This is a genomic window from Mycolicibacterium chubuense (genome assembly GCF_001044255.1).
GTDB classification, from domain to species: domain Bacteria; phylum Actinomycetota; class Actinomycetes; order Mycobacteriales; family Mycobacteriaceae; genus Mycobacterium; species Mycobacterium chubuense.
This window is the reverse complement of the sequence record NZ_JYNX01000019.1, coordinates 25,466-51,053: the sequence shown is the minus strand read 5'-3', so window position 1 is coordinate 51,053 and position 25,588 is coordinate 25,466. Positions and strand designations below refer to the sequence as shown.

The 25,588-nt window shown below is 67.3% G+C and carries 18 protein-coding genes and 1 pseudogene; 8 read left to right on the top strand and 11 right to left on the bottom strand.

The window, feature by feature from the left end; genetic code table 11:
- Positions 1 to 3 precede the first annotated feature (3 nt).
- From MCHUDSM44219_RS04440 to MCHUDSM44219_RS04420, 5 genes are all read right to left on the bottom strand, one after another.
- Positions 4 to 4,644, bottom strand: a complete 4,641-nt coding sequence (locus MCHUDSM44219_RS04440) for a hypothetical protein (protein WP_048417018.1) — start codon at positions 4,642 to 4,644, stop codon at positions 4 to 6.
- Positions 4,644 to 8,297, bottom strand: a complete 3,654-nt coding sequence (locus MCHUDSM44219_RS04435) for a hypothetical protein (RefSeq protein ID WP_048417017.1) — start codon at positions 8,295 to 8,297, stop codon at positions 4,644 to 4,646. Before MCHUDSM44219_RS04435 ends, MCHUDSM44219_RS04440 begins: the two co-directional genes overlap by 1 nt.
- A 1-nt stretch (position 8,298) precedes the next feature.
- Positions 8,299 to 10,368 carry a DUF6603 domain-containing protein gene (locus MCHUDSM44219_RS04430; protein ID WP_048417016.1) on the bottom strand — a complete coding sequence of 690 codons (2,070 nt, stop codon included), beginning with the start codon at positions 10,366 to 10,368 and terminating at the stop codon, positions 8,299 to 8,301.
- A 1-nt stretch (position 10,369) separates the two neighbouring features.
- Positions 10,370 to 11,137 (bottom strand): hypothetical protein, encoded by a 768-nt coding sequence (locus MCHUDSM44219_RS04425; RefSeq protein WP_048417015.1) that lies wholly within the window; start codon positions 11,135 to 11,137, stop codon positions 10,370 to 10,372.
- 252 nt (positions 11,138 to 11,389) lie between these two features.
- Positions 11,390 to 11,824 (bottom strand): hypothetical protein, encoded by a 435-nt coding sequence (locus MCHUDSM44219_RS04420; protein ID WP_048417014.1) that lies wholly within the window; start codon positions 11,822 to 11,824, stop codon positions 11,390 to 11,392.
- 195 nt (positions 11,825 to 12,019) lie between these two features.
- Here MCHUDSM44219_RS04420 and MCHUDSM44219_RS04415 point away from each other — a divergent pair, with 195 nt between their 5' ends.
- On the top strand, positions 12,020 to 12,784 hold the full coding sequence (locus tag MCHUDSM44219_RS04415; protein ID WP_048417013.1) for a hypothetical protein: 765 nt from the start codon (positions 12,020 to 12,022) through the stop codon (positions 12,782 to 12,784).
- Here the strand turns inward: MCHUDSM44219_RS04415 and MCHUDSM44219_RS04410 are convergent.
- Genes MCHUDSM44219_RS04410 through MCHUDSM44219_RS04400 form a run of 3 tightly spaced genes read right to left on the bottom strand, consistent with a single transcriptional unit; the run spans position 12,726 to position 18,216 of the window.
- Positions 12,726 to 16,091: an ATP-binding protein gene (locus MCHUDSM44219_RS04410; protein WP_048417012.1), complete on the bottom strand. Its 3,366-nt coding sequence runs from the start codon at positions 16,089 to 16,091 to the stop codon at positions 12,726 to 12,728. The genes MCHUDSM44219_RS04415 and MCHUDSM44219_RS04410 overlap by 59 nt on opposite strands.
- Positions 16,088 to 16,774, bottom strand: coding sequence for a DUF4194 domain-containing protein (locus tag MCHUDSM44219_RS04405; protein WP_048417011.1), 687 nt, complete (start codon positions 16,772 to 16,774; stop codon positions 16,088 to 16,090). The genes MCHUDSM44219_RS04410 and MCHUDSM44219_RS04405 overlap by 4 nt, the downstream gene beginning before the upstream one ends.
- On the bottom strand, positions 16,771 to 18,216 hold the full coding sequence (locus tag MCHUDSM44219_RS04400; RefSeq protein WP_048417010.1) for a DUF3375 domain-containing protein: 1,446 nt from the start codon (positions 18,214 to 18,216) through the stop codon (positions 16,771 to 16,773). The genes MCHUDSM44219_RS04405 and MCHUDSM44219_RS04400 overlap by 4 nt, the downstream gene beginning before the upstream one ends.
- 152 nt (positions 18,217 to 18,368) lie before the next feature.
- Between MCHUDSM44219_RS04400 and MCHUDSM44219_RS04395 the strand changes: the two genes are divergently transcribed.
- Positions 18,369 to 19,046 (top strand): DUF1345 domain-containing protein, encoded by a 678-nt coding sequence (locus MCHUDSM44219_RS04395; RefSeq protein ID WP_236695347.1) that lies wholly within the window; start codon positions 18,369 to 18,371, stop codon positions 19,044 to 19,046.
- Position 19,047: 1 nt separating this feature from the next.
- Here MCHUDSM44219_RS04395 and MCHUDSM44219_RS04390 read toward each other — a convergent pair whose 3' ends face one another.
- Positions 19,048 to 19,986, bottom strand: a complete 939-nt coding sequence (locus tag MCHUDSM44219_RS04390) for an NAD-dependent epimerase/dehydratase family protein (RefSeq protein ID WP_048417009.1) — start codon at positions 19,984 to 19,986, stop codon at positions 19,048 to 19,050.
- Positions 19,983 to 20,726 (bottom strand): SDR family oxidoreductase, encoded by a 744-nt coding sequence (locus tag MCHUDSM44219_RS04385; RefSeq protein WP_048417008.1) that lies wholly within the window; start codon positions 20,724 to 20,726, stop codon positions 19,983 to 19,985. The genes MCHUDSM44219_RS04390 and MCHUDSM44219_RS04385 overlap by 4 nt, the downstream gene beginning before the upstream one ends.
- A gap of 62 nt (positions 20,727 to 20,788) precedes the next feature.
- Between MCHUDSM44219_RS04385 and MCHUDSM44219_RS04380 the strand changes: the two genes are divergently transcribed.
- Positions 20,789 to 21,532, top strand: a complete 744-nt coding sequence (locus MCHUDSM44219_RS04380; protein WP_048417007.1) for an alpha/beta fold hydrolase — start codon at positions 20,789 to 20,791, stop codon at positions 21,530 to 21,532.
- On the opposite strand, the gene MCHUDSM44219_RS04375 is transcribed toward MCHUDSM44219_RS04380, so the two are convergent.
- Positions 21,529 to 22,221 (bottom strand): TetR/AcrR family transcriptional regulator, encoded by a 693-nt coding sequence (locus MCHUDSM44219_RS04375; protein WP_413783578.1) that lies wholly within the window; start codon positions 22,219 to 22,221, stop codon positions 21,529 to 21,531. The genes MCHUDSM44219_RS04380 and MCHUDSM44219_RS04375 overlap by 4 nt on opposite strands.
- A 114-nt stretch (positions 22,222 to 22,335) precedes the next feature.
- Between MCHUDSM44219_RS04375 and MCHUDSM44219_RS04370 the strand changes: the two genes are divergently transcribed.
- The 5 genes and pseudogenes from MCHUDSM44219_RS04370 to MCHUDSM44219_RS04350 all read left to right on the top strand — a co-directional run bounded on the left by MCHUDSM44219_RS04370 (position 22,336) and on the right by MCHUDSM44219_RS04350 (position 25,587).
- A complete protein-coding gene (locus tag MCHUDSM44219_RS04370; RefSeq protein ID WP_048417005.1) occupies positions 22,336 to 22,779 on the top strand; it encodes a hypothetical protein in 444 nt (147 codons plus the stop codon).
- A 49-nt stretch (positions 22,780 to 22,828) separates the two neighbouring features.
- Positions 22,829 to 23,218, top strand: a complete 390-nt coding sequence (locus MCHUDSM44219_RS04365; protein WP_048417004.1) for a hypothetical protein — start codon at positions 22,829 to 22,831, stop codon at positions 23,216 to 23,218.
- A 135-nt stretch (positions 23,219 to 23,353) separates the two neighbouring features.
- Positions 23,354 to 24,166: a SigB/SigF/SigG family RNA polymerase sigma factor gene (locus tag MCHUDSM44219_RS04360; RefSeq protein ID WP_048417104.1), complete on the top strand. Its 813-nt coding sequence runs from the start codon at positions 23,354 to 23,356 to the stop codon at positions 24,164 to 24,166.
- A 409-nt stretch (positions 24,167 to 24,575) separates the two neighbouring features.
- The gene (locus tag MCHUDSM44219_RS04355) at positions 24,576 to 24,812 is read left to right on the top strand and encodes a hypothetical protein (protein WP_109777586.1); all 237 of its coding nucleotides are present in this window, start codon (positions 24,576 to 24,578) and stop codon (positions 24,810 to 24,812) included.
- A gap of 206 nt (positions 24,813 to 25,018) precedes the next feature.
- A pseudogene (locus tag MCHUDSM44219_RS04350) lies at positions 25,019 to 25,587 on the top strand (hemerythrin domain-containing protein).
- The last annotated feature ends 1 nt before the right edge of the window (position 25,588 follow it).

Genomic DNA, 25,588 nt, shown 5'->3' with positions numbered 1-25,588 from the left:
CACTTATCCTTTCAACACCATGCGGTTGGCGTTGAGCAGCGCGCCGAGCCAGATCGGTTGCTTGGTGAGCTCCTCGAGCGCGGTGGTGTTCGGATCCTCGTCGTCGCGGACATAGGTCAGCGGGAAGTACTCGTCGATAGCGGTGCCGGCCAGATCGTCCAACTCCACACTGCGGATCTTGGCCAACGCCAGCGCTTCCTCGGCGATCTCGACCAAAAGGCGCCAATCCCACGGTGTCGCCGGGTCCGGGTGCACCGCCAGCAGGATCGATTGGGGTGCGCGCGCGTTGGGCGCGTCGTAATGCAGTGCGGCACCGGTGGTGGCGGTGTCGAACGGAATCGTTTCCACCGACTCGTCGACGACGAACCCGCGAACCGTCTCCGCGTGCATCACCGCCGGGTCTCCCGCCGCGACGATGTGAGTGTGCGGTTGCTTGAGCCGTTTGTGCTTTCGCCACGCGTTCTGCTGCGCATCGTCGACGGCGGGTGCGGGTCCCCCGAGCCAGTAGTCCACATCCTCGCCGTCGCCGGGTTGCGGCAGCGGGAACTGGTAGACGGTCAGCGGGTCGGGCGCCGTTCCGTGGGCCTCGACGAACAGGCGCAGATCGTCGAAGCCGGCGATCGCCCGCCGTACCCTGCTCATCCCGGTGAGCCAACGCTCGGCGTCGCCGGCGCGCGGCGTATCGATGTGGGCCTGACCGAGCTGACTGTGGACTGCGATGGTGGGCACCACCGCGTCACCACCGATGCGGCGGACCACCTCGACCAGCGTCGAGAAATCACCCGAGCCGGCAATGGCATTCACGTTCTGGGCACGGTCAGGGTCCGCCGGGCGGCGCTCAGCGGGGACAGCTTGCAGGCCGCGGTCGAGGATGGTGTCGACGTCGCGGATCACCACTCCGGCCGCCCCGGCCGCGGTTACCGCGTCGGCGACGGTCGGTGCGGCGGCTGGCCGGCTGCCCGGCAGCCCGAACTCGGCAAATGTGGTGAAGAGCCCGGCCTCGGCCGGGTCGTCCGGGTGTATTCCGTCCAAAGATGCGGCGGTGACAACCGCGGTGACCGCGTCGCCGAGGTCCGTCAGCGCCTGCACGACGTTCTCGCGGAGTTCCGCGAGGTGAGCGGCGCTCGGCGGCGCGACGGGGCTGACGTGCACTGGTTCGGCGGACTTCGTCTGCGCCGTCTCGGGATTGTTCACGTCCGCCGGCACCAGTGGGCGGCTGTTGGCCAGCACCGCACGGGCGGAGCCGGCCAGCGCGACCAATGCTTCGTAGGCCTCGCCGGTCGGTGTGAAGCCCAGGCGTGCGTCGAACACTCGGACACCGCCGTGGTCGGTGTAGCTTTCCTCGAGCACGTCCAGCGCGCTGACCCCGAGGGTGTCCAGCCCGACCGTCGCGCCGGCCTCCCCCTCGATGACCCACTGCGCCGCGGGTCCGAGGATCGACTGTGCCCACCGTTCGGCCGCCGGAGCCAGGGCGGCCCGCCGGCCGCGAGTCCATCCGGCGGCACCGCCGTCGCCGGGCGCGACACCGATGACTACCTTGTTGGTGATGGTCGTGCCGTTGCGCGGCTCGGTGCCGACGCTGAGCTCGGGCGGCTGTAGCGCCTCTGCGGTCGCCTTGAACAATGCTCCCGCGGCCGCGTGCCGCCCCGAGGAGATGGTGTGCACACCCTCGGCCACCACCACGTCGGCGACGGCGTCGACGATGAACTTCAGCTCATCCATCGCGTCCTGAAAGTCGCTGTCGCCCTCCAGTTGTGCGATCCTAGCGGCGGTTTGGCTGTGCTGGAACACCTCGTAACCGTCGACGACCTCCGCGGGTACCATGGCGTCGTCACCGGCGGCCTCTTTGCCGAAGGCACCGGTCGCGCGCCGCTGCGGATAGGCCTTGCGCAGCGCGGTGATCGCGTCCGGGTGCGCATGGCCCAGCGCGCGTTCCAAGCGGTAGCCCAGCAGCGCGCCGAACGGCTGGCCGTTGGACATCGACTGGATGATCTCCTGGGCGGCGCGCACCCGGGACGACGTCAAATCGATGGAGGCCAGCGATGATCCGTCACCCCGGTGGGCGAGTTCCGCGGCCCGGAGGATGCCTGCGGTGACGGCGTGGGTGAGCGACGGCGCGTGCACGTACCCGACTTGGCGATCCGGTTTGACGACCGCGGGCACCTCGACGCCCTGCGCCGCCAACGCTTCCGCCCAGCCGACCGGCACCTCGTCGACCGGAATGTTCGGCCAGGCCGGCGAGATCGCCGCGATATCGGGGATCGGCGCTGCCGGCCACGGGCGCACGTCGACGAGCAGACCCCAGCTACCGATGTGAACACCGGTGGGGTTGCTGTCACGCATAGTCGACAACCGCTGGGCGGCAATCGATGTCACCCAGGCATCGAGGCGGTTGGCGGCACACGCCAGCGTCTCACCGGTCAACCGCGTGTAGTCCGCGTCTGTCAGATTAGCCGCGCTGAGATCGAGAACCGCCTGGCGGGTCCCGTCGAGCCCGGGCACCTGGCCGGTGCCGATCTCGAACATATCGAAGCGGATCTTGCGCAGCTCCGGATCCTGCGTCGTGATGAGTTGGGCGACGCTGATGTCCGCGACGGCGGGATTGTTCGCGAAACCCCCGACACCGGCCAGGTCGACGATCTTGGCGTCGTAGGCCAGGCGGACATCGGTACCCGCGGACAGAGTGCTGGCCGCAACCTCGGGTACGACCGCCATGATGGTGTTGAACCTCGTGATGTCGAACTTGCCGATGAACGCCTGGATGTCGAGCTCGCCGGCGCGCGCCAGCGCGTGTTCGACGAGGACGAACAACAGGTCGCGCGGTCGGTTCTCGTCGGCGGGATGGGCCTTGGCCAGCCGGCCCAGGTACTTCATCGGCGTCTCCCAGCCCACACGTTTGGTGTTGGTGGACGCCACCGGCGCGGTCAGCGGGTCGGCGTCGTCGTCGAGGCGCATGTGCTGTAACTGGCCGTAGCGCAGCAGATCCCCCATGGTCACGGCGAGCAGGTCCCGGTACATGGCGATCTGGATGTCGCGGACCGCCCAGTCCTGCCCAACGACGGCCGCTGCGAACTTCGACGGCGGGTCGGCGTCGGCGCCCACCGCATCGACCGAGGCGATCGTGTTCAGAAAGCTGCGTGCCAGCCCGCTGGCACCCCGGATCCGGTAGGCGCCGGGGTGCGGTACCGGCCCGTGCATCATGATTCTGCCCAGCATTGCCGAGTTGGCGGTGTCCGCGGTGAGCGCGCTGACGTGCTTGGCCGCCTGCTCCCAGCAGGGCCGCAGCACGCGCAGGATCTGGCCGAGCCGGTCCAGGTGTGCAGGTTCCGAGGGCAGTGGCAGCCATCGCTTCCAGGACGTGATCGGCAGAATTCCGTAGGGCTGGCGGCCGATGCGCAGTACCGGCAGCGGGCCGCGGCCGCGGACGAACGACGCGCAGTGCTCGCGGGCGAACGGGACGACCGAGGACATCACCGCCAACGCCGTTGCCTCGTCGTATCGTTCGGCAGCCGGCCGGTTGAGTGTTCCGATCACCTCGCCGATGGTCACCGGGAACAGTGCCGTCGACATGTTGCGGGCGTTGCGCTGCTCCGTCGCGCCGGACCCGTCCAGGCCGGCCGTGACACCGGCAGGTAGGCCGAGAGCGGCCTCGAAGATCTCGCCGTCGGTGGCCCCGCCCCGCAGCGCGGGCACCTCGGTGGCCGCCGGTGTCAACGGCGGGTCTCCCACGACGCGCGCATAGCCGGCGAAGATGTCGCCGTCCGAGGTCCAGCCCGACGGCTGACCGGTCAGGTTGTTGGTCGGCGTGCCGGGCGCGACGAAGGCGGCTTGGTCGTCGTCAGCGTGGGAGGTCAGCAGCGCGGTCAGCGCGTCGGCCTGCTGCGGGGGCGCGGCGGCCCCGGAGACGCCGATGACGACCAGCGAGTCGAGCCCCTTCGTGACGACCGCCGGCAGTACGCCGTTGGCGATGTCCTCGACGGTGGCCAGATCGATCACGGCGGCCATGCCCACGCCCACGGCGCTGTCGAAGTCCGTCAGCCACCGGACTGTGCTGTCTCCTGTGACAAGTAGGGGATCCTCCGCGCTGAGGTCGGTGACCAGACGACTGACGGGAAGGTCCTGCGACGGACGGGGGACATGCGTGGCGAATACCTGCTGGCCGTTCAACCTGCCGACGATCACCCAGCTGTCCGGGAGCAGGCGCGCCATTCGGGGTGTTTCCTCCAGATCAGCGACCGGCGGCGCCCCCGGTTTGCAGGATCGTGCGACATAACCCGCCCGGCCCGCGCCGACGGTGCGGACCAGCACCTCCCAGGCGCTTCTGCGCCGGTGCTCCACCGTGCCGGGGACGGCCGTTTCGCGGTCCCTTTCCTGCTGATCGAGGGGTTCGGGGTTCTGGTTGTCCCAGAACGTTTTCGCCCCGGCACGTTCCGCCGGGGTGACCCCGGTACCCGAGGTACTGATCGAGATGTCGTCGGGATAGATGCGGACGCGCAGGACCGGCAGCACGACGGGGGTGCCGTCGGGCCCAGTCGCCGACCTGGTGCCGTAGCGTGTTTCCAGGCGCACCGGCAGGAGCGCGATCGGAACCGAGGAGTCGAGGTCGGACCACAGCGCCTCGGGGGGTGCCTGTGCGTCGGGCATCAGTCGTCCTCCTTGGGCACATACGTCTTGGCGCGCAACAACAACCGGAAGGGCCGCTGCAGCAGGCTGGCCCCGGCGATCGCGCTGCTGTTGTGGCACTGCAGGTCGGCGGGGGTCAAGTGCAGTGGCTGCGGCAACGGACCACCGGGGTGGGTGCCCTGCCAGGTCCAGGTGTCGGTCACGTCATAGCGCTTGTCGACCCCGTCCGTCGAGGCGTTCGGTGTCGAGTCACCCTCGTCGAGGCCGAACCGCAGTTCGTCGTAGGGCTCCAGCAGGGAGATGTACCAGCAGTGCCGATCGTCGTCGCCATCCGTCTCCTGTAGGCGTTCGTGCGAGATGCCCAGCACGCTGTACGTCACGTCGCTGCCGATGAATCCGCGGAACCACTCCTTGGCGACCTGACCGTCGGAGGTGAAATCGGTCGGCTCTCGCAGCGGGGAGGTGACGCCCTTCTCGGCACTGATGAGCGTGTTCGGGTATCGGCGCAGTAGGTCGCCCTTGATCACGACCACCACCAGGTCGATGTCGATGTCGCCCGCGGAGTGCGTGCCCAGGTCACCGGTCCAGTTCGAGATCGGCTTGATACTGACCGCGTCGGGGCCGTCCCAGAACCTGGGGAAGGAGGTCCCGCGCAGATCGGTCGGGTGGCCGCGCCACAGCAGTTCCCGGCCGAATTCGTGGTTGGCGCCAACCAGCAGTGCCTCGACGAACTGACGGTTGATCTCCATCAGGCAGATCGAGTTATTCGGAAGCTTGGACAATCCGCCGAGCAGCCAGTCGGGCTCCATCTTCTCCAGGCGCGTCGCCAACGGCGTCTGGATGAGCGGAGCGGCCATCGCCGGAAACAGTTCGTCGGGGTAATCGACGGACGCGTCACGTCGCGACACGGCACCGGGCGCAAAGACGTTGGCGAACTTCAACAACTTCGCGTAGTTACGGACCGGGCTCAGCTCCTCGACCATTTTGGCGGCGATGTCGAAGGAGAACTTCGTGATCGTGTCCGGTATCAGCGGGCCGCGTCCGAGGGGAACGTGATGGGCCGCCAGCGTGGCCACCTCGGCCTCGACGAGCGCCGAATCGGCGGCGTTGAGCGCACCCAACTGGGCGTCCACCGACGGCAGTCGGTCACCGATGTCGGCGAGCATCAGTTCTTTGATTCCCTGCGCCGCTGCGGCGGTCAGAGCGCGGCGTCCGCCGTCGGTCGCGGACACGACCGATCCGGGCGCGCCCAGCAGCTGCGTGCCAAGCGTGAAACCCTCAGCGGCGTCAACGATCCGGATCTTCGCGAAGTCGATCGCCTCTGCGCCGGCTTCCGGTTCGGCGGTGGCCACCTCCTCGAGCGCGGCGAAGATGTGTGCGGGCAGCACCATCTGCTCGGCGGCGACGTCCTCTACCGCTGGGACGGCCACGTGGACATCCTCGGCTCGGATCTCGGCGGCCGCCGCAAACCCGGCATCGACCGGGGCATCCGGGACGAACGCGCCGGCGCCTTTCAGGTTTTGCACCTTTGCGTCGAACGGGTTCAGCTCCACCTTCTTCAGCGCGGCATTCTTGTCAAAAGCCTTTTCGCCGACCGCGTCCTTCTCGATGAGCACCTTGGCAACGTCGAACTTCCCGGCGTCGAACTTCCCGGCGTCGAACTTGACTTTGGCCACGTCGATCTTGGCGGCGTCCACCTTCGCCGCTTCGACTTCGGCGGCTTCGATCCTGGCGGCTTCGATTTTCGCGGCCTGGATTCTGGCTACATGGACTTTGACTGCCTCGATCCGTGCGGCATCGAATTTCTCGAAGGCGGCCGGCTTGACCTTGACGATGACGTCGCGCAGTTTGTCACTGAGCTCAACTCCGACCTGCGGCCCCTGAAGGCCGGGTTCGTCGCGGATTTTCGTTGCGACCACCTGCATCGCTCTCGGCACGTCGGCGATGCGCTCCAACCGGGTCGCGATGTCCACGGCCGGTGTCTGCAGGACTGCGTCGGCCAGACCCGATTGGTGAAGCAGATCGCCGACCTTCGCCGAATCCACACCGCGCGCAACGGTGAATCGGGCGGGCAGCAGTTCCTTGGCGCTGACGGCCATTGCCTCGGCGACGGCCGACACCACCACCGACGTCGCCGGAGGCTGCTCGGCGAATCGCCCGATCCGTACCGCGAACCGACTGGTCCGGGTCAGCGCGGCACTGATGGCCTCCACCGGCAGCGTGGTCTTCTGCAGCTCTGCGAACACGGTCTCCAGGCCGTCGGTGGCGCGCAGCCGTGTGACCGCCGAGGACATGGTCTGGAGCGCCACTGCGGGCGGGGCCAACTTCAGCTTGTTCTGGATCACCGCTGTCGACGCCGAAAGCATTGTTGCCCAGCGGGTTCTACGGTTCGCGGCGGCGATATCGGCCAATTGTCGCCACGCCTCGGCGACGTACTCTTCCTGGTCGTGCTGGATCAGCCGGGTACCCAGGCCGGCGGCGATCCGCAGGAACGGGTTGGCGTTGAGCTGCTCCACCCAGGTCTGGCGGTTGTCCGCTGGGGCCGGCGCGAGCGTCCCGTTCTCGGGATGTTCGTCGATCGAGTCCGTGCACGCGTGCCATTGCCCGTACAGCGGCGGTCCGACGATCGGGTCCACGGGCTGGGCGCCGGCGACGATATCGACGAGCTGCTTCAGGCGGAAGTGCAGGGCGTCGACCTCGGGCGCCGGGTCGTTCGTCGCGCTCGGCGGCTCGAACGGACCGGGGTCGGCGATACGAGTGATGGCGGTCGGCACCGCCAGCACGTCGTGGTAGATCTCGGATTCGCCGTCGTCCTGCCTCTGCATCAGTGCGGCGCGAGTCTCGAAAGCGACCTGGCGGACGCCGATCCCGAGTTCGTCGGTCTGCTTTCCGGTGAGCGGGGACAGCCGCCGCGCGAGCTGTTCGAAGTCCCCTCTCGGGCCGGTCTCGAAGAACCAGCCGTCGTAGACCGGCAGCCGCGGGTTGTCGTCGCGTTGCCAGATCGGAGATCCGCCGTGCGCTTCCCCCTCACCCACCCCCAGCCGGCGGGCAGCCTCGTAGACCGGAACCACCGCTGCGAAGTACCGACTGCACTCGTCGAGGCGGGTGGGGCACAGCAGCCGGGAGCGCACCGCGGGCGAGTACGGGTCGTCCCGCGTCGCGGCCGCACCCTCAGCGGGAGTGGCGGCGACGGCCTGAACATGGGCGAATGCCCAGGCGTTGTCCGGGTCGGGAAGCTCGTCGCCGTTCACGCTGAGCACCTGGTACGGCGTTGTCTTGCTTTGCCGTAACGCTTCCCGCTCGCGCTCACGGGACATCTTCGCCACCACGAGCATCACCCACGGCCTCAGCTTGCCGTCGGCGACCGCCTCCGGGGTGAACAGCCACGGCACGTCGGGGTGGTCGAATTCGATGCAAGCCACCAAGTTGGGCTCGACCGGTTGACCGTCGGGCCGAGGGCTGCGCCGAACGATTCCGAAGTCCGCCCCGAGTGGTTCGATGTCGGCCGGCCCCAGCAGCCGGATCGGAGCGGACGGCGCGTCGACCTGGCGACCAGCGGCGGTGACCTGGAGAGGCAAGCTGACGCTACGCCGAATCCCGTCGACTTCGGCGGTGGTCCCGGCGCCGACACCGCGCCGCGACCACGAGATGAACTGCAGAGTGTCGTCAGTCATGTCAGCTCAGCTCCCACGCCGGAACGGACTGCAAATTCGACACCGCCAGGCCTCCCACCTCGAGTTGGTCGAGCAGCCCGGCGGCCATCCCGATGTGACCGGGCAGGCCGGCGATGCCTGCGACCGCAGTCACGTCGGCGGTGTGATCAGCGAGATCGTGGACCGACGCGATGGCTGCCAGACCCGGTTCGCGCAGCAGGACTTTGGGCGGCAACTCTTTCGGCACCAGATCGCGACGCAGTCGGAAGACGTCCTCGGGCAGGGTCGCGGTGATCAGGCGCCAGAATGGTTGGCCGTCGCCGAGCACACTGACTTCCGGTGTCGGCTCACGGGGCTGGGCGTCGGCGGCGACCACCGCAGCCTCCGGCTTGTAGTCGAAGCCGCCCGCGCAGTCGACGAATCCGGCCGAAGACAGCGCCTTCTGTCGGTCGTAGGTGAAGAACTGGGATGGTACGAATTCCACTGTTTGCCAATGCAGTTGATTAGGTAGGACATCTTTGGCGGTGATGCCGACCGTCACCGGCTCCGCGAGCGGTACCCCGTCCATGCGCTGCAGCGGGATGTTCATCGGGACGGCGTGTTGCCGGAAACTCACCTGCCCCATCGGGTGCACGGCGATGACATCTGCGCCTAGCCGGGGATGCAGCCGCGACAGCAGGGTCGGCGGATCGCCGGGGGCCCAGTTGGCAACGGTCCAGATCTGATCGGCGAGCACTCCGACCGGATCGCGGGCCGGCGGCAGGGGCCGGGCACTGGACGCGCCCCACGTCAGCGTCGGCAGGTCCACATCGATGTCGTCGAGCCCCAGTGACACTTCGGCGTGCCCGCTGATCCGGTACGGAGCGGGCCCGGAGAGGTGACCGCGCATGCCAACCGAGCCCACGTCGAAGCCGGCGACCTCGATCGCCACGCGTGCGCTGATGTCGGCCTGGAATGCGAACGGGTCGAAGACGAACAGCGCGTCGAATTTGAAGTGCCCGTTGATGTTGAATTCGTCGAAACCGACGACCAGTTCTGCCTCGGCACCGAACTGCACCGTGTTGGTCGTCACCGCCAAATAGACGCCGAGGCGGGCCCGCAGAATCGGGCCAGGGGAGATTTCGGTGCCGATCCGCTTCATCCCCGTCATGTGCTCCGGTGGAGTGAAGTCCGGGTGGAAGCCGCCGGCGGAGAACGCCACCACGGCACCGGGTCCGCTGCGGCTCAGGAATCGGATCTCACCGTCGATCGGGATGCCGACTATGTGCGAATTAGCCAGTGTCGCTTGCAGAATCACCAACGACGGCGTGATGATCCCCAGCAGCAGGCCTTCCAGACGGATCAACGCTGCCTGCTCGAACGGTAAGGTGATCGCCGCGCGGCCGACCACGACGACCGCGGTGGAGGACATCAGCACACCGATCGTCGCCGACACGAAAGTCGGTGTGCCCCAGCCGAGCTTGAGCATGGGTCCGACGATGAAGTCGCCGGGGGAAGCAGGAAAGCAGTTGTCGAGGACCGGAAGCAGCCGCGGCGCGTCGACGACGGCGTCCTGCGGGAAGAGCAGCCGCGACAGGTCGCCGCTGCCGGCGGCCGCTGTCAGGGCCTTCACATTCGGTCCCCGATTGATGCCGACCATGCCGCCGACGCCGACCAGCGTGAAGCCGAACGACAGCTGGATCGGTGGAGTGAACTCTCCCGCCAGCAGAACCAACAGCGAGAACCCGTCATCGCCCCCGGAGATGATGAGGAGGCCGTTGACCGCGACCGGTCCGACGCGGGCCGTCACCGCGCCGCGCCATACGTCGGGATCCAGGTGCTCTAGGTAGCCGCCGCCGGAGAACGCTGGTAGTTCGATACTGGCCATGGCGCCGGCGGGCGGGTAGATCTGCAGTTCGCCCAGTCTCAGGTGCCAGCCGCCGGCTGGATCCAGAACGACGGGAATCCCGGCGCCAACCTGATCGACCGCCAAGCGGAGTCCGGAGATCTCCAGGCGAGTCGATCCGGTGACCACCAGTTCGACCGTGGGGGTGTTCCCGGCGATGTCACGTGGGAGGATCTCGAGACCGACACTGATCGACGAGTCGCCCATCTCAAACCTCTTTCGTCTCGTCGTCGCGAAGAGTCAGCGAGAAGGACGGCGACTGACCTGAAGCGAGCATGACGTTGGGCGAATAGACGGCATCCATTGGAGCGATGTCGACGATCTTGCCCAGGAATCCCAACTTGTCCTTGGTCTTCAGATGCGCTTCTACGCCCTCACGGCCCTTTTCGCCGAGACTCAATGTCGTCCGGTACCCCGGTGTCCTGGTGTCGACGTGAGCGTGCAGACGCAGCGGACCCAGCGAGAAGATGTCGCCGAGGTGGAGGTCAGGTGCCCAGCTGGCGGTGAGGTCGACGACCGCCCGCTGCTTCGGCATTGCGATGGCCGCTCCGAAGGGGACTTCCCAGCTCGCTTCGTCACCATCGGACGAGAGCTTGACGTGGAAGCCACCGTCATCGACCAGATCCAGATCGACTCTGCCGTTGAACTTGAGCAGGATGCCGTGGGCGGCGTCTGGCTCGGTCAGTGCCAGGCCCAGCATCACCGACGCGTCCACATCACCGTCCACGTGGTAGGTCAACGTGAGCAACCGTTTCCACGTGGGATGCGACATGGTGCCGACGGCGATGCGATCCTTGTCGAGGTCACGGATCTTGGTCAGGATCAGGAGTAGCAAGGTCGACCAGTCCGGCCTGTCGTCGACGAGCTTCTTCAACGCGGCCCAGCCGGCCTCGGCGTCACCTTCGATCTGGTCGAGGATGTGCTCGACCTCGCCGGCCGCATGTTGCTGCGCCTGGACGAGGATCGCACGAACCACGTCGACGAGAGTTTCGGGAGTGGCAGTAGGCAAGGCAATTGCCTTCTACTCGATTACTTTGCGAATACAAAGGATCCGGCCCATTCGCCCCGCCCTTCCGACACCGGCGCGATGGCCCCCTGACGCCGTGACGGTTCTCATTACACCAAGCACAGTGGCGATCCGTCCAGATGATCGACGGGTCTCGATCTTCGACGATCGAACCACGAGGATCCGACCAGTGTTGCGGTGGCAGGCCGGCATGGCGCCTCCTCAATCTCTGGGTGTGAGGACCACGTAGGTGACCTGTGTGCCGTCATCCATGGTGCCGCGAAAGTAATGTTCGCTCAGCAAAGGTGACGTCGTGAGGACGTCAGCGAGAATCCCGGCGACGAACAGTGTCTTCTCGAGGAAGGCCAGTGCGAAGCTCTCGGCGCCGGTGACGAAGGCTCGCTCGATCGCCTCTGTTGCGCCTTCGCTGAGCACATCGCCGAGGACGTCTCCGATCTCGCTTGGCGGATCCGGCGGTCCGTTGTAGACCTCGACGTAGTAGGCGCTCGCCCGCAGCGGACTCACCGTGATCTGTGCGTCGTCGCGAATGGGCTTACCCGCCGGTGCCTCCGCGGGAACGGGAATCAGGATTCCGTCGGGGGCGACTTCAAAGCGGGTGGTATCGCCACTGGCGGGGTTGGGCAGGGTGTCGGCCATAGTGGACCTTTCGATTACGTCGGCGGCTGGAGCAACTCAGAACGTAACCACGAGGAGCTCGCCCGAGCATGAGTAGTCGACTACCTAAATTGTCCGCAACGTCGCGCAGTGATCGCGTAGCCGATTAGTCGTCTTTCACCCGTGATGGCGAGTTAGCTTCAGTGACCGGACGCATACGAGGGGTGACGTGATTCGATGCTGGCCACAAAGAGACAAAAGGCGTTGCTGGCACTGACGGTGATCCTGCTCATCGCCTTCGTCGTCGTCGTAGGAACATTCATCGTCCCGGATCGCGCGGCGGACCTTTGGATGGACGCCGCAGAAGGCGCTCTGCAGCTTGCCGTGGTGACCGTGATCGGTGGCGCGGTGGCTGCGACATACCGAAGGATCGACTCAGACAGGGAACGTCGGCGGGCTCGCGACGAGCTGCGTTTCGAGATTTTCCAGCAGCTGAGTTCGGGCTATCAACAGCTGCGCCGGGTCCGCCGCAACTTGAAGTTCGCCGGAATTCATATCCTTCAGTCCAGCTCGGTGCGTCCGAGACTTCGACCGGAGCAGATCGCGATGCTGCGGGACGGGATGGTGGAGCTTGTCCAGGTCACCACGATGTTGGAGCAGATCACTCAAGAGCTCGACGTACGCATCGTCTTCGACCGTCGAGAAGAGATGTTCGAAGCGCTCTTCAAGATCGTCGCGTACAACGAGCGGCTCATTCATGAATGGCAGAAGCGGGGCGTCGAATTCTGGGACGCCGAATCAGGAGATGTGCGCGACCTGCCGGCCCTGGCCGAGTTCCTGGCTGACACACAGGTGAGTTTTCGTCCGAACGTCCGGGTGCCGTACGACGATCTGATCCGGGCGGTGCAACAGCAACTTCTGCAGCAGTCTCGTAAGCGCTGTCTCAGCGCGCCAACGCGGGGACCTTCGCGTCGGCCCGCATCTGGTGCCGCAGCTCGGTGAACTCCGCGATCGACCGGGTGGCCACCGTCGCCACCGGCCGCGCGTTACGGCCCGTCGCCTCGGTCTTGCTGACCATAACCACGCTGTCGATGTAGGGCTGGATCGTCGTCGCGTTCTGCACCGTCGCGACGATCACCAGCTGGAAACCGAACTTGCGGAACGCCTGCAGCGCCTGCTGGGCGAACTGCGGATCGGACTTGGAGAACGCTTCGTCGAGCATCAGCTGCGCGAACACCGGCCTGTTGTCACGGCTGTCCGGGCTGGCCAGGTTGAAGCTCAGCGCACCCGCCAGGCAGAACGCCATCAGCTTCTCCTGCTCGCCGCCGGAGTTGTCGCCCGCGTTGCTGTGCGTGCGGATCAGCTCGTCGGACGCGACGTCCCACTCCGCGCAGTCGAACGTGAACCGGTTCCGGACATCCAGCGCATCGCGCGTCCACGCCTTGTCCTCGGGCGCGGTCGAGGCCAGCCGGTTGCGCAGCCGCAGGATGTCGGCGTACTGGTCGAGGATCGCCTGCTTGTCGCCGAGCCCCACCTCGGCGATGCGCCGCGAGATGGCCCGCACGATCTCCGTCAGCTCCGACACCGCGGTCAGGCTGCGCGGGGTGGCCCGCAGCGTCAGCCGGGTGCCGCGGTTGAACTCGACGGCGCCCAGACCGGTGTTGACGCGCTCGATCTGCTCGGCGATGCGCCGCGCCTCCTGCTCGGCCACCCGGTGCAGCGTCAGGATCGCATCCGGGGCCTGCTCGGTGACCAGCCGCATCATCCGCTCGTAGGCCTCGGGCAGTTCACGCTCGTCGATGTGCCGGCACAGTGCGACGTAGTCGTGCACCCGCTCATCGAAATTGTCCGAGTCGTTCGGGATCGCGTCCGGGAACGCGGTGTCGAAGGTGTTGAGGATGCGGGCCAGTTCGTCGTAGGAGCGGCGCCGGCTCTCCCGCAGCTGCTCGCGCTCCTTCTTGATCGCGGAGAACAACGCGTCGCGGTGCGGCTCGGGGTCGAGCAGCTCGAGCACGACCGGCACCTGCCCGGCGTAGCGGTTCAACAACTCGGTCAGCGGCTCCGACACGAACGCCGGCTGGAGGCGTTCTGACAACTCCAGCAGCCGCGTCCGGCGGGCGTCGAGATCGTCGCGGCGGGTCTGGATCGCGCCGCGACGGGTCATCAATTTCTGGATCTGCGACCAGCATTCGTCGGCGCGCGCGTTGAGCGCCTCGATGTCGGGGTTGTCGGCCAGCAGTAGCTCGTACTGCTCGCGCAACCGGTCGGCGTGCCCGTCGGCGGTCTCGGTGTCGATCTGGCTCCACTGTGGGAACTGCTCGCCGATCGCCTTGCACGCCGCCGCCCGGTCACGCCACTGCTGACGCTGCGCTGCGATGTCGTCGGCGATGCGGCGCGCCTTCTTGTAGGCCTCCTCGGCCGCGGCCAGATCCACCGTCAGCGCGTTGATCTTCGCCGACACGTCGCCCTGGTACAGGTACTCCGACTGCTTGAGCGGGCGCCGGTCGTCCTTGATCGCCAGCCGGTCGGAGTCCTTGTACAGGCCGGTATCGGTGACCGCGCGGCGGAACCGCGCGAACACCTCGGGGGTGTCGACGCACACGTGATCGCCGGCGGCCGTCACCATGTCGACCGCCTCGGCCGCGCACGGATGCGTCGGATCGACGGCGAACAGCTTGCCTGCCAACGTGTTCGGTTCCGGATCCACCGGATCGGCGCCCAGCATCTTCGCCCGCACGTGGTGCAGCGCCAACCGGCCCCGCATGTTCGTCTCGTTGACGAACTGCAGCACCGCCGTCCAGTGCTGGTCGGGCACCATCAGCCGCAGCCCCACCCCGCGCAGCACTTTCTCCACCGCGGTGCGCCACCGCGTCTGGTCCGGCCGCAGGTCCATCAACTCGGCGACATAGGGCAGCGCGGCGGCGTCGACTCCGACTGCGGCGCAGATCTGTTCGCGCATCAGCAGCGCGAACTCGGGCAGCGCCGACCCCACGTGCTCCACCCGCTTGAGTTCCTTGGCGGCGTCGTCACGCGCGATGCGGGCCGCCTTCTGCGCGTACTCCGCGTCGGTGGACGCCTCGCGGTGGCGTTCGACCTTGGCCAGCAGCTCGGTGGCCTGGGCGAGGAGGTCTTCGCGCAGGTTCCAGAACTCGTCGGCGGTGTCGGGCACCTCGAGGTCCTGCGCGGCGAGCATGTCCTCGTAGGCGCCGCGGCGGCGCGACACCTGCTCGGCCTCGGCCTCGGCGGCGGTCACCTGGCTCTGCAGCGGGCCGATGTTCGCACTGGTGCCGCTGATCTGCGCGTTGAGCGAATCTGCTTCCGCCTTGGCCAGATTCAGTGCGCGGGTGACGTCCTCGTACTCGTTGTCGAGCTGGTCGACGGTGGTGTCGAGCTGTGCGATCTGCGCCGGGCACTGCGCGAGCCGGACATGGTCGGTGAAGGCACGCACCATCGGCAGGTCGACGAGGTCGATGATGCCCAGATCGGTCGACTCCGAGGCGTAGCGCTGCTGGATCTTCTCGATGTCGCCGAGGATCTTGCGCTTCTTCTGCGCCACCGCGAGCAGTTCGCGGGCCTCGACCAGCGGGTCGATCTGCTTGAGCGCCTCGGGCAGCCGGGCCAGGCTGTCGGGCTCGTCGAGCATGAACTCGCGGACGAACTGCTCCAGCCCGCCGACGCTCTTGAGCGACTTCGCCTTGCCGAGCAACTGCTGGGCGGCGTCGGAGGCGCGAATGCCGATGGTGGCGTACAGCTGCGCCAGATACTGCGATTCGACCTTCGTGGTGAATCGCCAGCCGTATTCCTTGAACACGCCGGTGTCGAAACGTCGTGCCGCCCAACGGTTGCAGACGTCCTCGATGCCCAGGTCGCCGTCGCCGAGCACGAACCGGCTCGACGAGTCGTTGCGCGACTCACCGGTCAGCCATTTGAGCACCAGGCCCGTCACGGTGCGTCCGGAGTCACTGGCATAGGTGACGGCCACCGCCGACCACGCCGTCCCGTCGCCGCGCAGATACATCACCCGGCTGGTTCCGCCGTCGCTGCGCTGGCCCCACGCGCCGCGCACGTACTTGTCGACAGTGCGCCGGCCCGCGCTCGACCCGGCGGCCGTGTTGTCGCCCGAGGCGTTGAAGTTGCGCCGGTTGAACGGTAGGAAGCCCAGCGAAATGGCATCCAGCAGCGAGGATTTACCGCTGCCCGAGGCGCCGGCGATCAGAGCGCCGCCCTCGCTGAACGGGATCGAGTGGTACCCGTCGAACACGCCCCAGTTGATGACCTGCAGCCGGGACAGGTGGAACTGCTCGGTCACTCCTGGATCTCCTCAGCGGTCGTTCCGCCGTTGGCCAACAGCTCGAACTGCTGCTGCAGTTCGCTGATCACGCTGGCGGTCATCACCGCGGTGATCACCGGGCTGATGGTGTAGCTGTCCTCGTCGTCGCGGCTGCGCCGCAGGATCTCCAGACCGGTCAGGCGCGCGATCGCGGCGTCGACGCGTCCGGCGAACGTCACCGCGTCCCGGTCGACGTCGTTGAGCACACCGGAGAAGAGTCCGTGCATCTCCTCGCGGGAAATCAGCACGCTCTGCCCACCCGAGGCGCGCATCATCTGCGCCAGGTGCAGCGCGAGGATCGAGTCATAGGTGCCCAGCGGCTCGCGGCGCAGAAGCTTGATGCCCTTGGCCGATTCGTAGCGGGCCTGCTCGACGAACGCCACGTCCGTGCCATCGACGATCCGCAGCAGCAGGTCCAGTTCGGACAGCCGCACCGAGAGCTGATGACGATATTCGAGCACCCAGGCGTAGATGTCGCTGTCGGATTCGGCGCTGATGTAGCGCCGGGTGAGCAGGTGTTGCAGTGCCCAGCAGGCCCGGTCCGGCAGTTCGGAGACGTCACCGTCGAATCGGGGCCGGCGCTGATGCGGGGGGCGGGCGCTCTGGTCGACCTGCGGTAGGTCGGAAAAGGCGGCGAAGTCGGCCTCTGTATCGGTGCTCACGAGGCCACTCCCGCGGTGATCGGTTCGGTGAAAGACAGCTCGGGAACCGCCATTTCGCGGTCCCGGCCGTCGAGGGACCGGAACCGGACGGTCGTCGACCTGCCGGTGTCGTCGTTCGGCTGCTTGAGCGCCCAGGACCACAGCACGATGACGTGGCCGAGGTACGCGTTATCGAGCATGGCCACCGCGTCGGGCAGTGACACCGGCCCGCGGGCGACGGCGGCGTTGAGCATGTCCGACATCGCGGGCGCGTCCACCTGCGTGGTGAGCGCGGCGAAGCTGGCCAGATCGACCTCCCCGTCGGCGGCCTTGGCGGGCTTGGGATTCGACAGATCGCCGATCTTGAAGCTGAGCGCGCCGACGGAGCTGATCGCATGGCGGGCCAGGGGCAGTTCGAGGTCCAGCCGCGAATCGGTGAGCGAGGTCTTGAGCAGCGTGCGGGCCGCGCCGATGGCCTCGTTGAGCTGGCGGGCCACACCACGGCTCTGCTCCAGGGTGCCGAACGCGGTGAACCGTTTGACCCGCTGGGCGCAGCGCTGCTGGATGCGCTCGACCTCGTCGATCTGGTGGCCGACGAGTTCGAAGAACCCCGCCATCACCGCGCGCAGCGCCGGATCGAGGTGAGGCAGCGCCTCGGCGACGGCGGCGACGTCCGCCTCGAATTCGGCGCGCTGGTCTGGGTCGTTGATCATCCGCAGGAACGCGCGGTGGCTGTCGCGGCCCTGCGAATCCCACGCCGCCTGGTAGTCGGCGTACATCTGCCGCTGACGGTCGCGGTACTCCACGTTGCTGTCGATCGGCTCGTCGAGGGCGGCGGTGGCCTGCTCGATCATCATGCCGTACTGGCCGATGTCGGTGATGAGGCGTTCCATCTGCAGGGCGATCGCCCGGGCTTCGTCGTAGGCGTCGGTGACGTCGGGTTCCGAAAAGGTGCGGCGCTCACCGCGGTCCAGTTGATCGAGTTCGCGGCGCAGCGTCTCGATCTCGTTCTCGAGGTGCTTGCGGATGCGGGCGGGATCGTTGCCGACCTTGAGCGCGACGTGCCGGAGCCGGCCGGCGATGCCGTTGATCGACCCGCCGGTGGCGATCGTGTCCTGGCGGCGCATGCCCCGCAGGAAGTCCAGCGCGCGGCGCGCGTCCTGGGTCAGGTAGCAGACGTTCTGGTCGGTGCGTTCGTCCACGATGCGATGCAGCCAGCCCTGGCTGGCCCATGACTTGATCAGCGCTAGCCCGGACTGGTCGTCCTCGAGGTCGGCGAGGTCACGCTCGAGCCGGACCACGAGCTCGGTCTCGGCGACCACCCCGCCGGACAGGTGACGGTCCATCAACGTCGAGTACAGGCTCAGGTTGGTGGCGGCCAGAAGCCGGACAGTCGGCGAACTCTGCAGGTCGCGATTCAGCTCGAGCAGGTCAGCGGCCGATCGCCCCCCGTGGTCGTCCACACACCCTCCTCGGTGCCCTCGATGCTCGCCGGACGCCCCAACATAGGGCACGGCGGCGACACCGCTGCGGTCCGGAGGGGAGTGTCGCGAGGTTTCCGGCCCAGGCTGTGACGGGTGTGACCAGCGGGATCGTAGGGTCTGCTGAGAAGTCGATGACGTTGCTCACGCTCCGCGTCGGCGCCTGGTTGACTGCTCGGATGACGCCGGCCCGGATGCACACCCCTGCGGTGCGCCTGATCGGCGCCGCGATCGTCGGCGTCGCCGCCGGCCTGCTCGCCTCGGTGCGGTTCGGCTGGTTCTCGGTACTGATCGGGTGGGACGCGCTGGCCGTCACCTACATGGTGTGGACCTGGTCGGTGCTGTGGCCGTTCGACGCGGAGCGCACCGCGTCCCATGCGGAGTTCGAGGAGCCGGGCCGGCGGACCGTCTTCGCGCTGATCCTCGGCGGGGCGCTGGCGAGCCTGGTCGGGGTCGGCCTGCTGCTGGCCAAGGCGCGACCCGACCATTTCGCCGCGCTGGCGCCCGGCATCGCCGTGGCCAGCGTGGTGATCTCGTGGTTCGCGGTGCACACCCTCTACGCACTGAGCTACGCCAAGATCTACTTCCGCGAGAAGCCGGTCGGCGGAATCGATTTCAACAGCGACGAGCCGCCCCGCTACAGCGACTTCGCCTACGTCGCCTACGCCGTCGGCATGAGCTTCGCGATCTCGGACACCAACCTGACCTCGTCGCGGATGCGTGCCACCGCGCTCAAACACGCGCTGCTGTCGTACCTGTTCGGGTCCGTGATCGTGGCGTCGGTCGTCAACCTGATCGCGTCGGGCTTCTAGATCAGACCAGACCCAGATCGCGCAGCGAACCGGCGGTGTCGCGCACCGTCTCCTCGGCGGGGCGCGGAAGCCATCCCAGCAGGGCCTTGGCCTTGGCGTTGCTGATCTGCGGCCGTTCGCCGAGGTCGCGCCCCTCGTCCTGCACGGTGACGCCGAGCATGCCCGCCAGCTCACCGAACGTCATCGCCGGCTCGTCGGCGACCACCAGGAAGCGTTCACCGGCGGCGTCACCGGCCGTCATCGCCCGCAGTTGTGCGTCAGCGACGTCGCGCACGTCCACCACCCCGAAGTACTGGGCCGGCAGACGCTGCACCTCGCCGGTGAGCATCGACCGCACGATCTGCACCGAGGTCGACAGGTGCGGCCCGAGCGTCGGACCGAAGATGCCGACGGGTACCACGGTCGTCAGGTCGAGGCCTTCGGCCGCGGCGAAGTCCCAGGCCGCCCGTTCGGCGATGGCCTTGGACCGGATGTAGGCGATGTTGTCGTCGGTCGGGTCGGTCCAGTCCTCTTCCGTCCATTGCTGATTCGCCTTGGGGGAGTAGCCGACCGCGGCGAACGACGACGTCATCACCACCCGGGCGCACCCGGCGTCCCGGGCGGCTTCGAGGACCCGTAGCGCGCCGTCGCGCGCCGGGACGATGACCTCGTCCTCGTTGCGGGGGTTGTCGGCGGGGAAGGGGGAGGCGACGTGCTGGACGTATCGCGTGCCCGCCACTGCATCCGCCCAGCCGTCATCGGAGCCGAGGTCGGCGTAGGCGAACTCGACGTCGCCGTCGTCGAATCCGCCCGCCGCGACGGTGCGACGGACCTCGTCGGCCCGTGCGGCGGTGCGCACCGCCGCACGCACCGGATAGCCTTGTGCGAGAAGCTGATTGACGATGTGACTGCCGACGTAGCCGGCGGCGCCGGTGACCAGGACGCGGGGCTGCTCGGTCACCGCGACGCCAGCCAGTCGGTGAACCGTAGGTCGCCCAGCACGGCGCCGACACCGGTGACCAGGCTGTCGTCGTCGACGCGGGTGCCGAAGTACGTCGCGGCCGGGTCGACGACGACGGGCGTGTGCTCGCCGCGGTGGGTGAGTACGGTGCGCGCGAGTTCGGCGAAAGTCATCTTGTCCGGGCCGCCCAGGTCGAGGATGCCGTTGGCCGGCGCGCCTCCAGCAGCGTCGGCGACCGTCGCGGCCACGTCCGCCGCGGCGACCGGCTGGATGCGGGCCTGCGGGGCGTGGATCTCGTCGCCGACCACGAGCGAGGCGACGATGGCCTCGGCGAACTCGTGGAACTGGGTCGCGCGGACGATGGTGTACGGCAGGCCGGAATCCGCGACGGTGCGCTCCTGCACCACCTTCGCGCGCATGTAGCCGCTGTCGGGCAGACCGTCGGCGCCGACGATCGACAGGGCGACGTAGTGGCCGACCCCCGCATCGGCTGCGGCCTTGACCAGGTTCGCCGAGGACCTGCTGAAGAAGTCCATCACCGGACCGTCCTCGAAGGACGGTGAATTGGTGACGTCGACGAGCACCGCCGAGCCCGCGACCGCGTCGGCGAGGCCCTCGCCGGTGAGCACGTCGGCCCCGGTGCGTTTCGATGCGCCGACCACGTCGTGCCCGGCGGCGGTGAGCACCTCCACCACCCGGGATCCGATCTGTCCTGATGCGCCTATCACGGTGATTTTCATATCCTCCACCCTGGCACCCCCGCCCACCGAGGAACCCCCGGAAAGTCCGTAGTCTTGCCCCCATGGCAGCGGTGTTCGTTCACGGCAACCCCGAGACCGAGGCGATCTGGGGGCCGCTGGTCGCCGTGCTGGGTCGCGACGACGTGGTGCTCCTCTCGCCGCCGGGGTTCGGCGCGCCGCTGCCGGACGGATTCGACGCGACGATGCTCCGGTATCGGGACTGGCTCGAAGCGGAGCTGGAGGCCATCGACGGCCCGATCGACCTCGTCGGTCACGACTGGGGCGGCGGGCACGTCGTCAACGCCGTGATGCACCGGCCCGGACTGGTCCGCAGCTGGGCCACCGACGTCATCGGACTCTTCGATCCCGACTACGTCTGGCACGACATGGCCCAGGTGTGGCAGACCCCTGGGGCAGGTGAGGAGGCCATCGAGGCCATGGTCGGGGGCGATCTGGCCTCGCGCACGGATCTGATGGTGTCGCTGGGCATTCCGGCCGATATCGGCGCGGCGATCGCCGAGCACCAGAACGCCGACATGGGCCGGGCGATCCTGGCGCTCTATCGGTCGGCCGCCCAGCCGGCGATGGCCGACGCGGGTCGGGCGCTGGAGGCAGCCGCCGCGCGGCCCGGGCTGTCGCTGCTCGCCACCGGGGATCCGTTCATCGGAGCTCACGACCACCGGCGGCGGGCGGCCGACCGTGCCGGCGCGCGCACCGAGGTGCTCGACGGGCTCGGGCACTGGTGGATGGTGGAGGACCCGCACCGCGGCGCGGACGCGCTGAACCGGTTCTGGGCCACCCTCTAGCGGATCCCGGCGGAGCCGAGATTCGATGCCAGCGCAGTGAGAAGCAGATCGAGGCCGCGGTCGAGTTCGGCCGCCCCGTCGTAGGCGGCGAGCACCGGCGCCAGCTCGCGCAGGTTCGGGAACTCGGTGACGGGGAGCCGGTGCAAACCCAGGCGCAGCACGTGGTCGGTTTCCTCGGGCCGTTCCACGATCTCCTGAAGCTCGTCGAGAATGTGGCCGTGGAGGTAGCCGAACAGGACGCGGTAGATGTGCAGCGCGTCGGGTGGTGCGAACCCTGCCGCTGTCAACAAGGTGAGCACCCCCTCGAGCGGGCGCAGCATCCCCGGGGGCCGCTGTCCGAGCGGGGTCGCCAGCGGCCGCGTCACCAGTAGCGGTACGGCGTTGGGATGCGCGAGCGCCAGCCGGCGGAAGTCGTGGGCGACCAGCCGCAGCTGGCGGACCCAGTCGGGGTCGGTGCTGTCGACCGCGAGCTGACTCAGGATGATCTCGACGACGCCGTCGAGCACCGCTGCCTTGTTGGGCACATGACGGTAGAGCACCGTCGCGTCCCGCTGGAGCGCCTCGCTGAGGCGGCGCATCGACAGACCACCCTCGCCGTCGCGATCGAGGATCGTCAAGGCGGTCTGCAGGATCAGCGCGCGGGAGATCGGGCGGTCACCCGGATCCGCTTCAGCGCTTGTCAAGGCCATGGTGGTCATCCTCTGTAGGTAGACCAACACCATAGACCACCGGTGTGGGCCAACGGTGTTGACACCACCGGTGGTGGGGTGTCTACTGGAGTCCTACACAGGACCGAGGCTCACATGATCGTCATCATCGGATTGTTCGTCCTCGCGGTCGCCACGGTCGTCGGACTGGTGGGGGTGTTGAGCAACGCCGGACCCACACATCAACTGACCGAGACCTTCTCCCTGCTGGGCTACCACGTCACCGGGTCTACCGGCACGCTGTTCCTGTTCGGCATCGTCGTCGGCGCGGTCGGAGTGCTGGGGCTCGCCGTCCTGCTCGCCGGTGCCCGCCGCACCGCCGCCCGGGGCCGTGACGCCCGACGGCAACTCGCCCGCTCACAGCGCGAGACGGCGTTCATCAACCGCGATCGAGCTGACCTGATCGAGCATCAAAATCTTTCCGCTGCAGATACTTTCGGTGCTTCCGCGGCTGGAGAACCGGATCGGCCCCGTGGTGGACTGATGTCCCGATTGCGAGGACGCCCGTCCGCGCCGGCCGCCATCGACCACGGGCGGTAGTTGTCCCGGGGCATCCGGGACCAGCACGTCCCCGCAGTGAGGAATTCGCATGAACACCAACACGATCGTTCTGACCATCGTCGTCATCGTCGCATTGCTTTTGCTCGGCGCGGTCGCCTGGTTCGCTCGCGACAGGCGCACCAAGAGCCGTCGCGCCGAGGCTCACAGCATCCGAAGTCACGCCCGCGACGAAAAGCGACACGTCACTCAACGCGAGGCCCGTGCCGACGAGACCGCGGCCAAAGCCCGTGTCGCGCAGGCCGAAGCCGACATCAAGACCGCCCAGGCGAAGGGCCTGCAGCAGGAAGCCCTCGGCCACCACCGCGAGGCGACGGTATCCCGGGACGAGCTCAGCCACGAGTTCGAACGCGCTGATGCCCTCGACCCGGACAGTCCCTCGGCCGCCGACGGTCCGGCGCACAGCACCCACAAACGCTGAGTGCGGTGGCAGGCGTCACGCGTGAGTTCTCGACCGCGGCCATTCTCCGGTGCCGAGCGCAACGATGACTGGAGCGACACTCATCCCTGAATCGCAGAACACCACCGATGACCTACTCCACCGGGGGTGTCCGCGATGACCGTATCAACACAACCGTCGACAACGACACGAGCACCGCGGTCGAACTACGCCGGGGTGGCCGACATGTGCCGGCGTCTGGCGGCGCTCGACGAACAGTCGGTGCAGTACCGGCGTCAGCGCGAGCAGATCATCGACGTGTGCCTCCCGCTGGCCAACCACATCGCCCGAAGGTTCAGCAACCGCGGCGAACCTTTCGATGATCTTGTGCAGGTGGCACGACTCGGACTGCTGCAGGCGCTGAACCGTTTCGACCCCGACAACGGCGCAGAGTTCCTGGCGTTCGCCATTCCCACCATGATGGGCGAGGTGCGCCGCCATTTTCGCGATCGGGGATGGGCGATGAAGGTGCCTCGCAGGCTGAAAGAGATTGGCCTGGAGTTGAACAAGTCGCGCGACGAGCTGGCTCAGAAGCTGCAACGGGCGCCCACCGCCGGAGAGATCGCCGCCGATCTCGGCATCGACCGCGAGGACGTGGTGCAGGCACAGATCGCCTTCAACTGCTACGCGACCATGTCGACAGACGCGCCGGCAGGGGTGGGTGACGACGACGGAAGTCGCACGATGGCCAGCGGACTCGGAGACCTGGACGCACGCTTCGACAAGGTGCTCGAGATCGAATCGGTGCGGCCGGCTCTGGAGGCCTTGCCCGAGCGTGAACGGCTGGTCTTGAAACTGCGATTCTTCGAGAGCATGACGCAAACCCAGATCGCCGAGCACGTGGGAATCTCGCAGATGCACGTCTCGCGCCTGTTGGCGCGCTCTCTGGCTGCGGTACGCGACACCGTCGTGCCGGCGCAGAAGATATGAGCGCTCTGGAAACGTTTTCCCGCAATCAAATTCGGTTTTCAAGATCGTTAGAGTCGATTAGGTGAATCGGTTACCGACGGATAGTGTCATCAGTGTTGGTGCTAGAGAATCCTGGTATCGCTGAAAGTCCGAACGGTTTCGCCCCAATATGCCGCGAGCAATCGCTCGACACCGGACACCAAGGAAAATCACCATTTTCGGGGCACTCTCTGTGCGCCCCCTCTCACGACCTCTCGTCGCGCTTCGGCCCCCCGGATCGCTGCACTTCGATGAGGGTCTCACGAACCACACCATCTTCGGTCGAGGATCGACCGATATCAGAAGGAGTACGAAAATGACCACGAACAATCCGACCGCCGCCCAACGTCCCGCCGCCGCTTACAGTGCGGTTGACGGTCAGCATGAGCGGATGCCGGCACGTCGCGGCGCGGAGACCAAAGCTGCTTACAAGACAACGGAATTCATCGTGTACGTGGTCGCCGTCGTCGGCGTTCTCGTCGCCTCGTTCCTCGTCAGCACCACTGATGCGCACGAGGACTACTTCCGGGCCGACCGTGCGTGGTTCTATGTCGTGATCCTCAGCATCGGCTACATGGTGAGCCGCGGGATCGCCAAGGCCGGCAGCCGTCACCACGACGACGCCTGATCGTCACCAGGGCTGACTGAGCCCCGGCATCGATTGCCCCCGTCACTGCGGTTCTGCAGTGGTGGGGGCATTCGTCTGTCCAGCGTGAAGCCGCCCCCGGCCATCGCGGCCCAAGGGGTTTCGCTGTAAGCCATTCCGGCAATACGTCACTGTGGTGCGCAGGTCTCGCGTCCACGTCCGGTAAAGACAAGTCAGAGGTACTCACCGTGGTGGAGACGTTCGTGCATTCGACCGACGATGTGGTCGAATTCCTTCGAGGGCAACACAATCAGATCAAAGACATGTTCGACGACGTGGTTCACGCGTCCGGGTCTCCAGCGCGGGAGAGGGCCTTCGTCGAGCTGCGGCAGTTGCTGGCCGTACACGAGACGGCCGAAGAGATGGTTGTCCACCCCCGGGCGCGGCGGGACATCGACGGCGGCGACATCATCGTCGACGCCCGATTGCTCGAGGAGCACGAGGCCAAAGAGCAGCTGGCGGCCCTGGAGGACATGGACATCGACTCGCAGGAATTCATGGACGCTCTCATCGTCTTCAAGGCCACCGTGGTGGATCATGCCGAACGCGAGGAGACACCGAGGAGTTCGACCGGCTCCAGCGCGACCTCGCCCCAGATGAGTTGAAAAGGATGGTGTCTGCGGTACAGGCCGCGCAGGCCATCGCCCCCACCCGACCCCATCCCGGGGTCGAATCGTCCCTGCTGAACTTCGCCATCGGGCCGTTCGCGTCGATGCTCGACCGTGCTCGCGACATCATCTCCGCAGCCATGCGGTGAA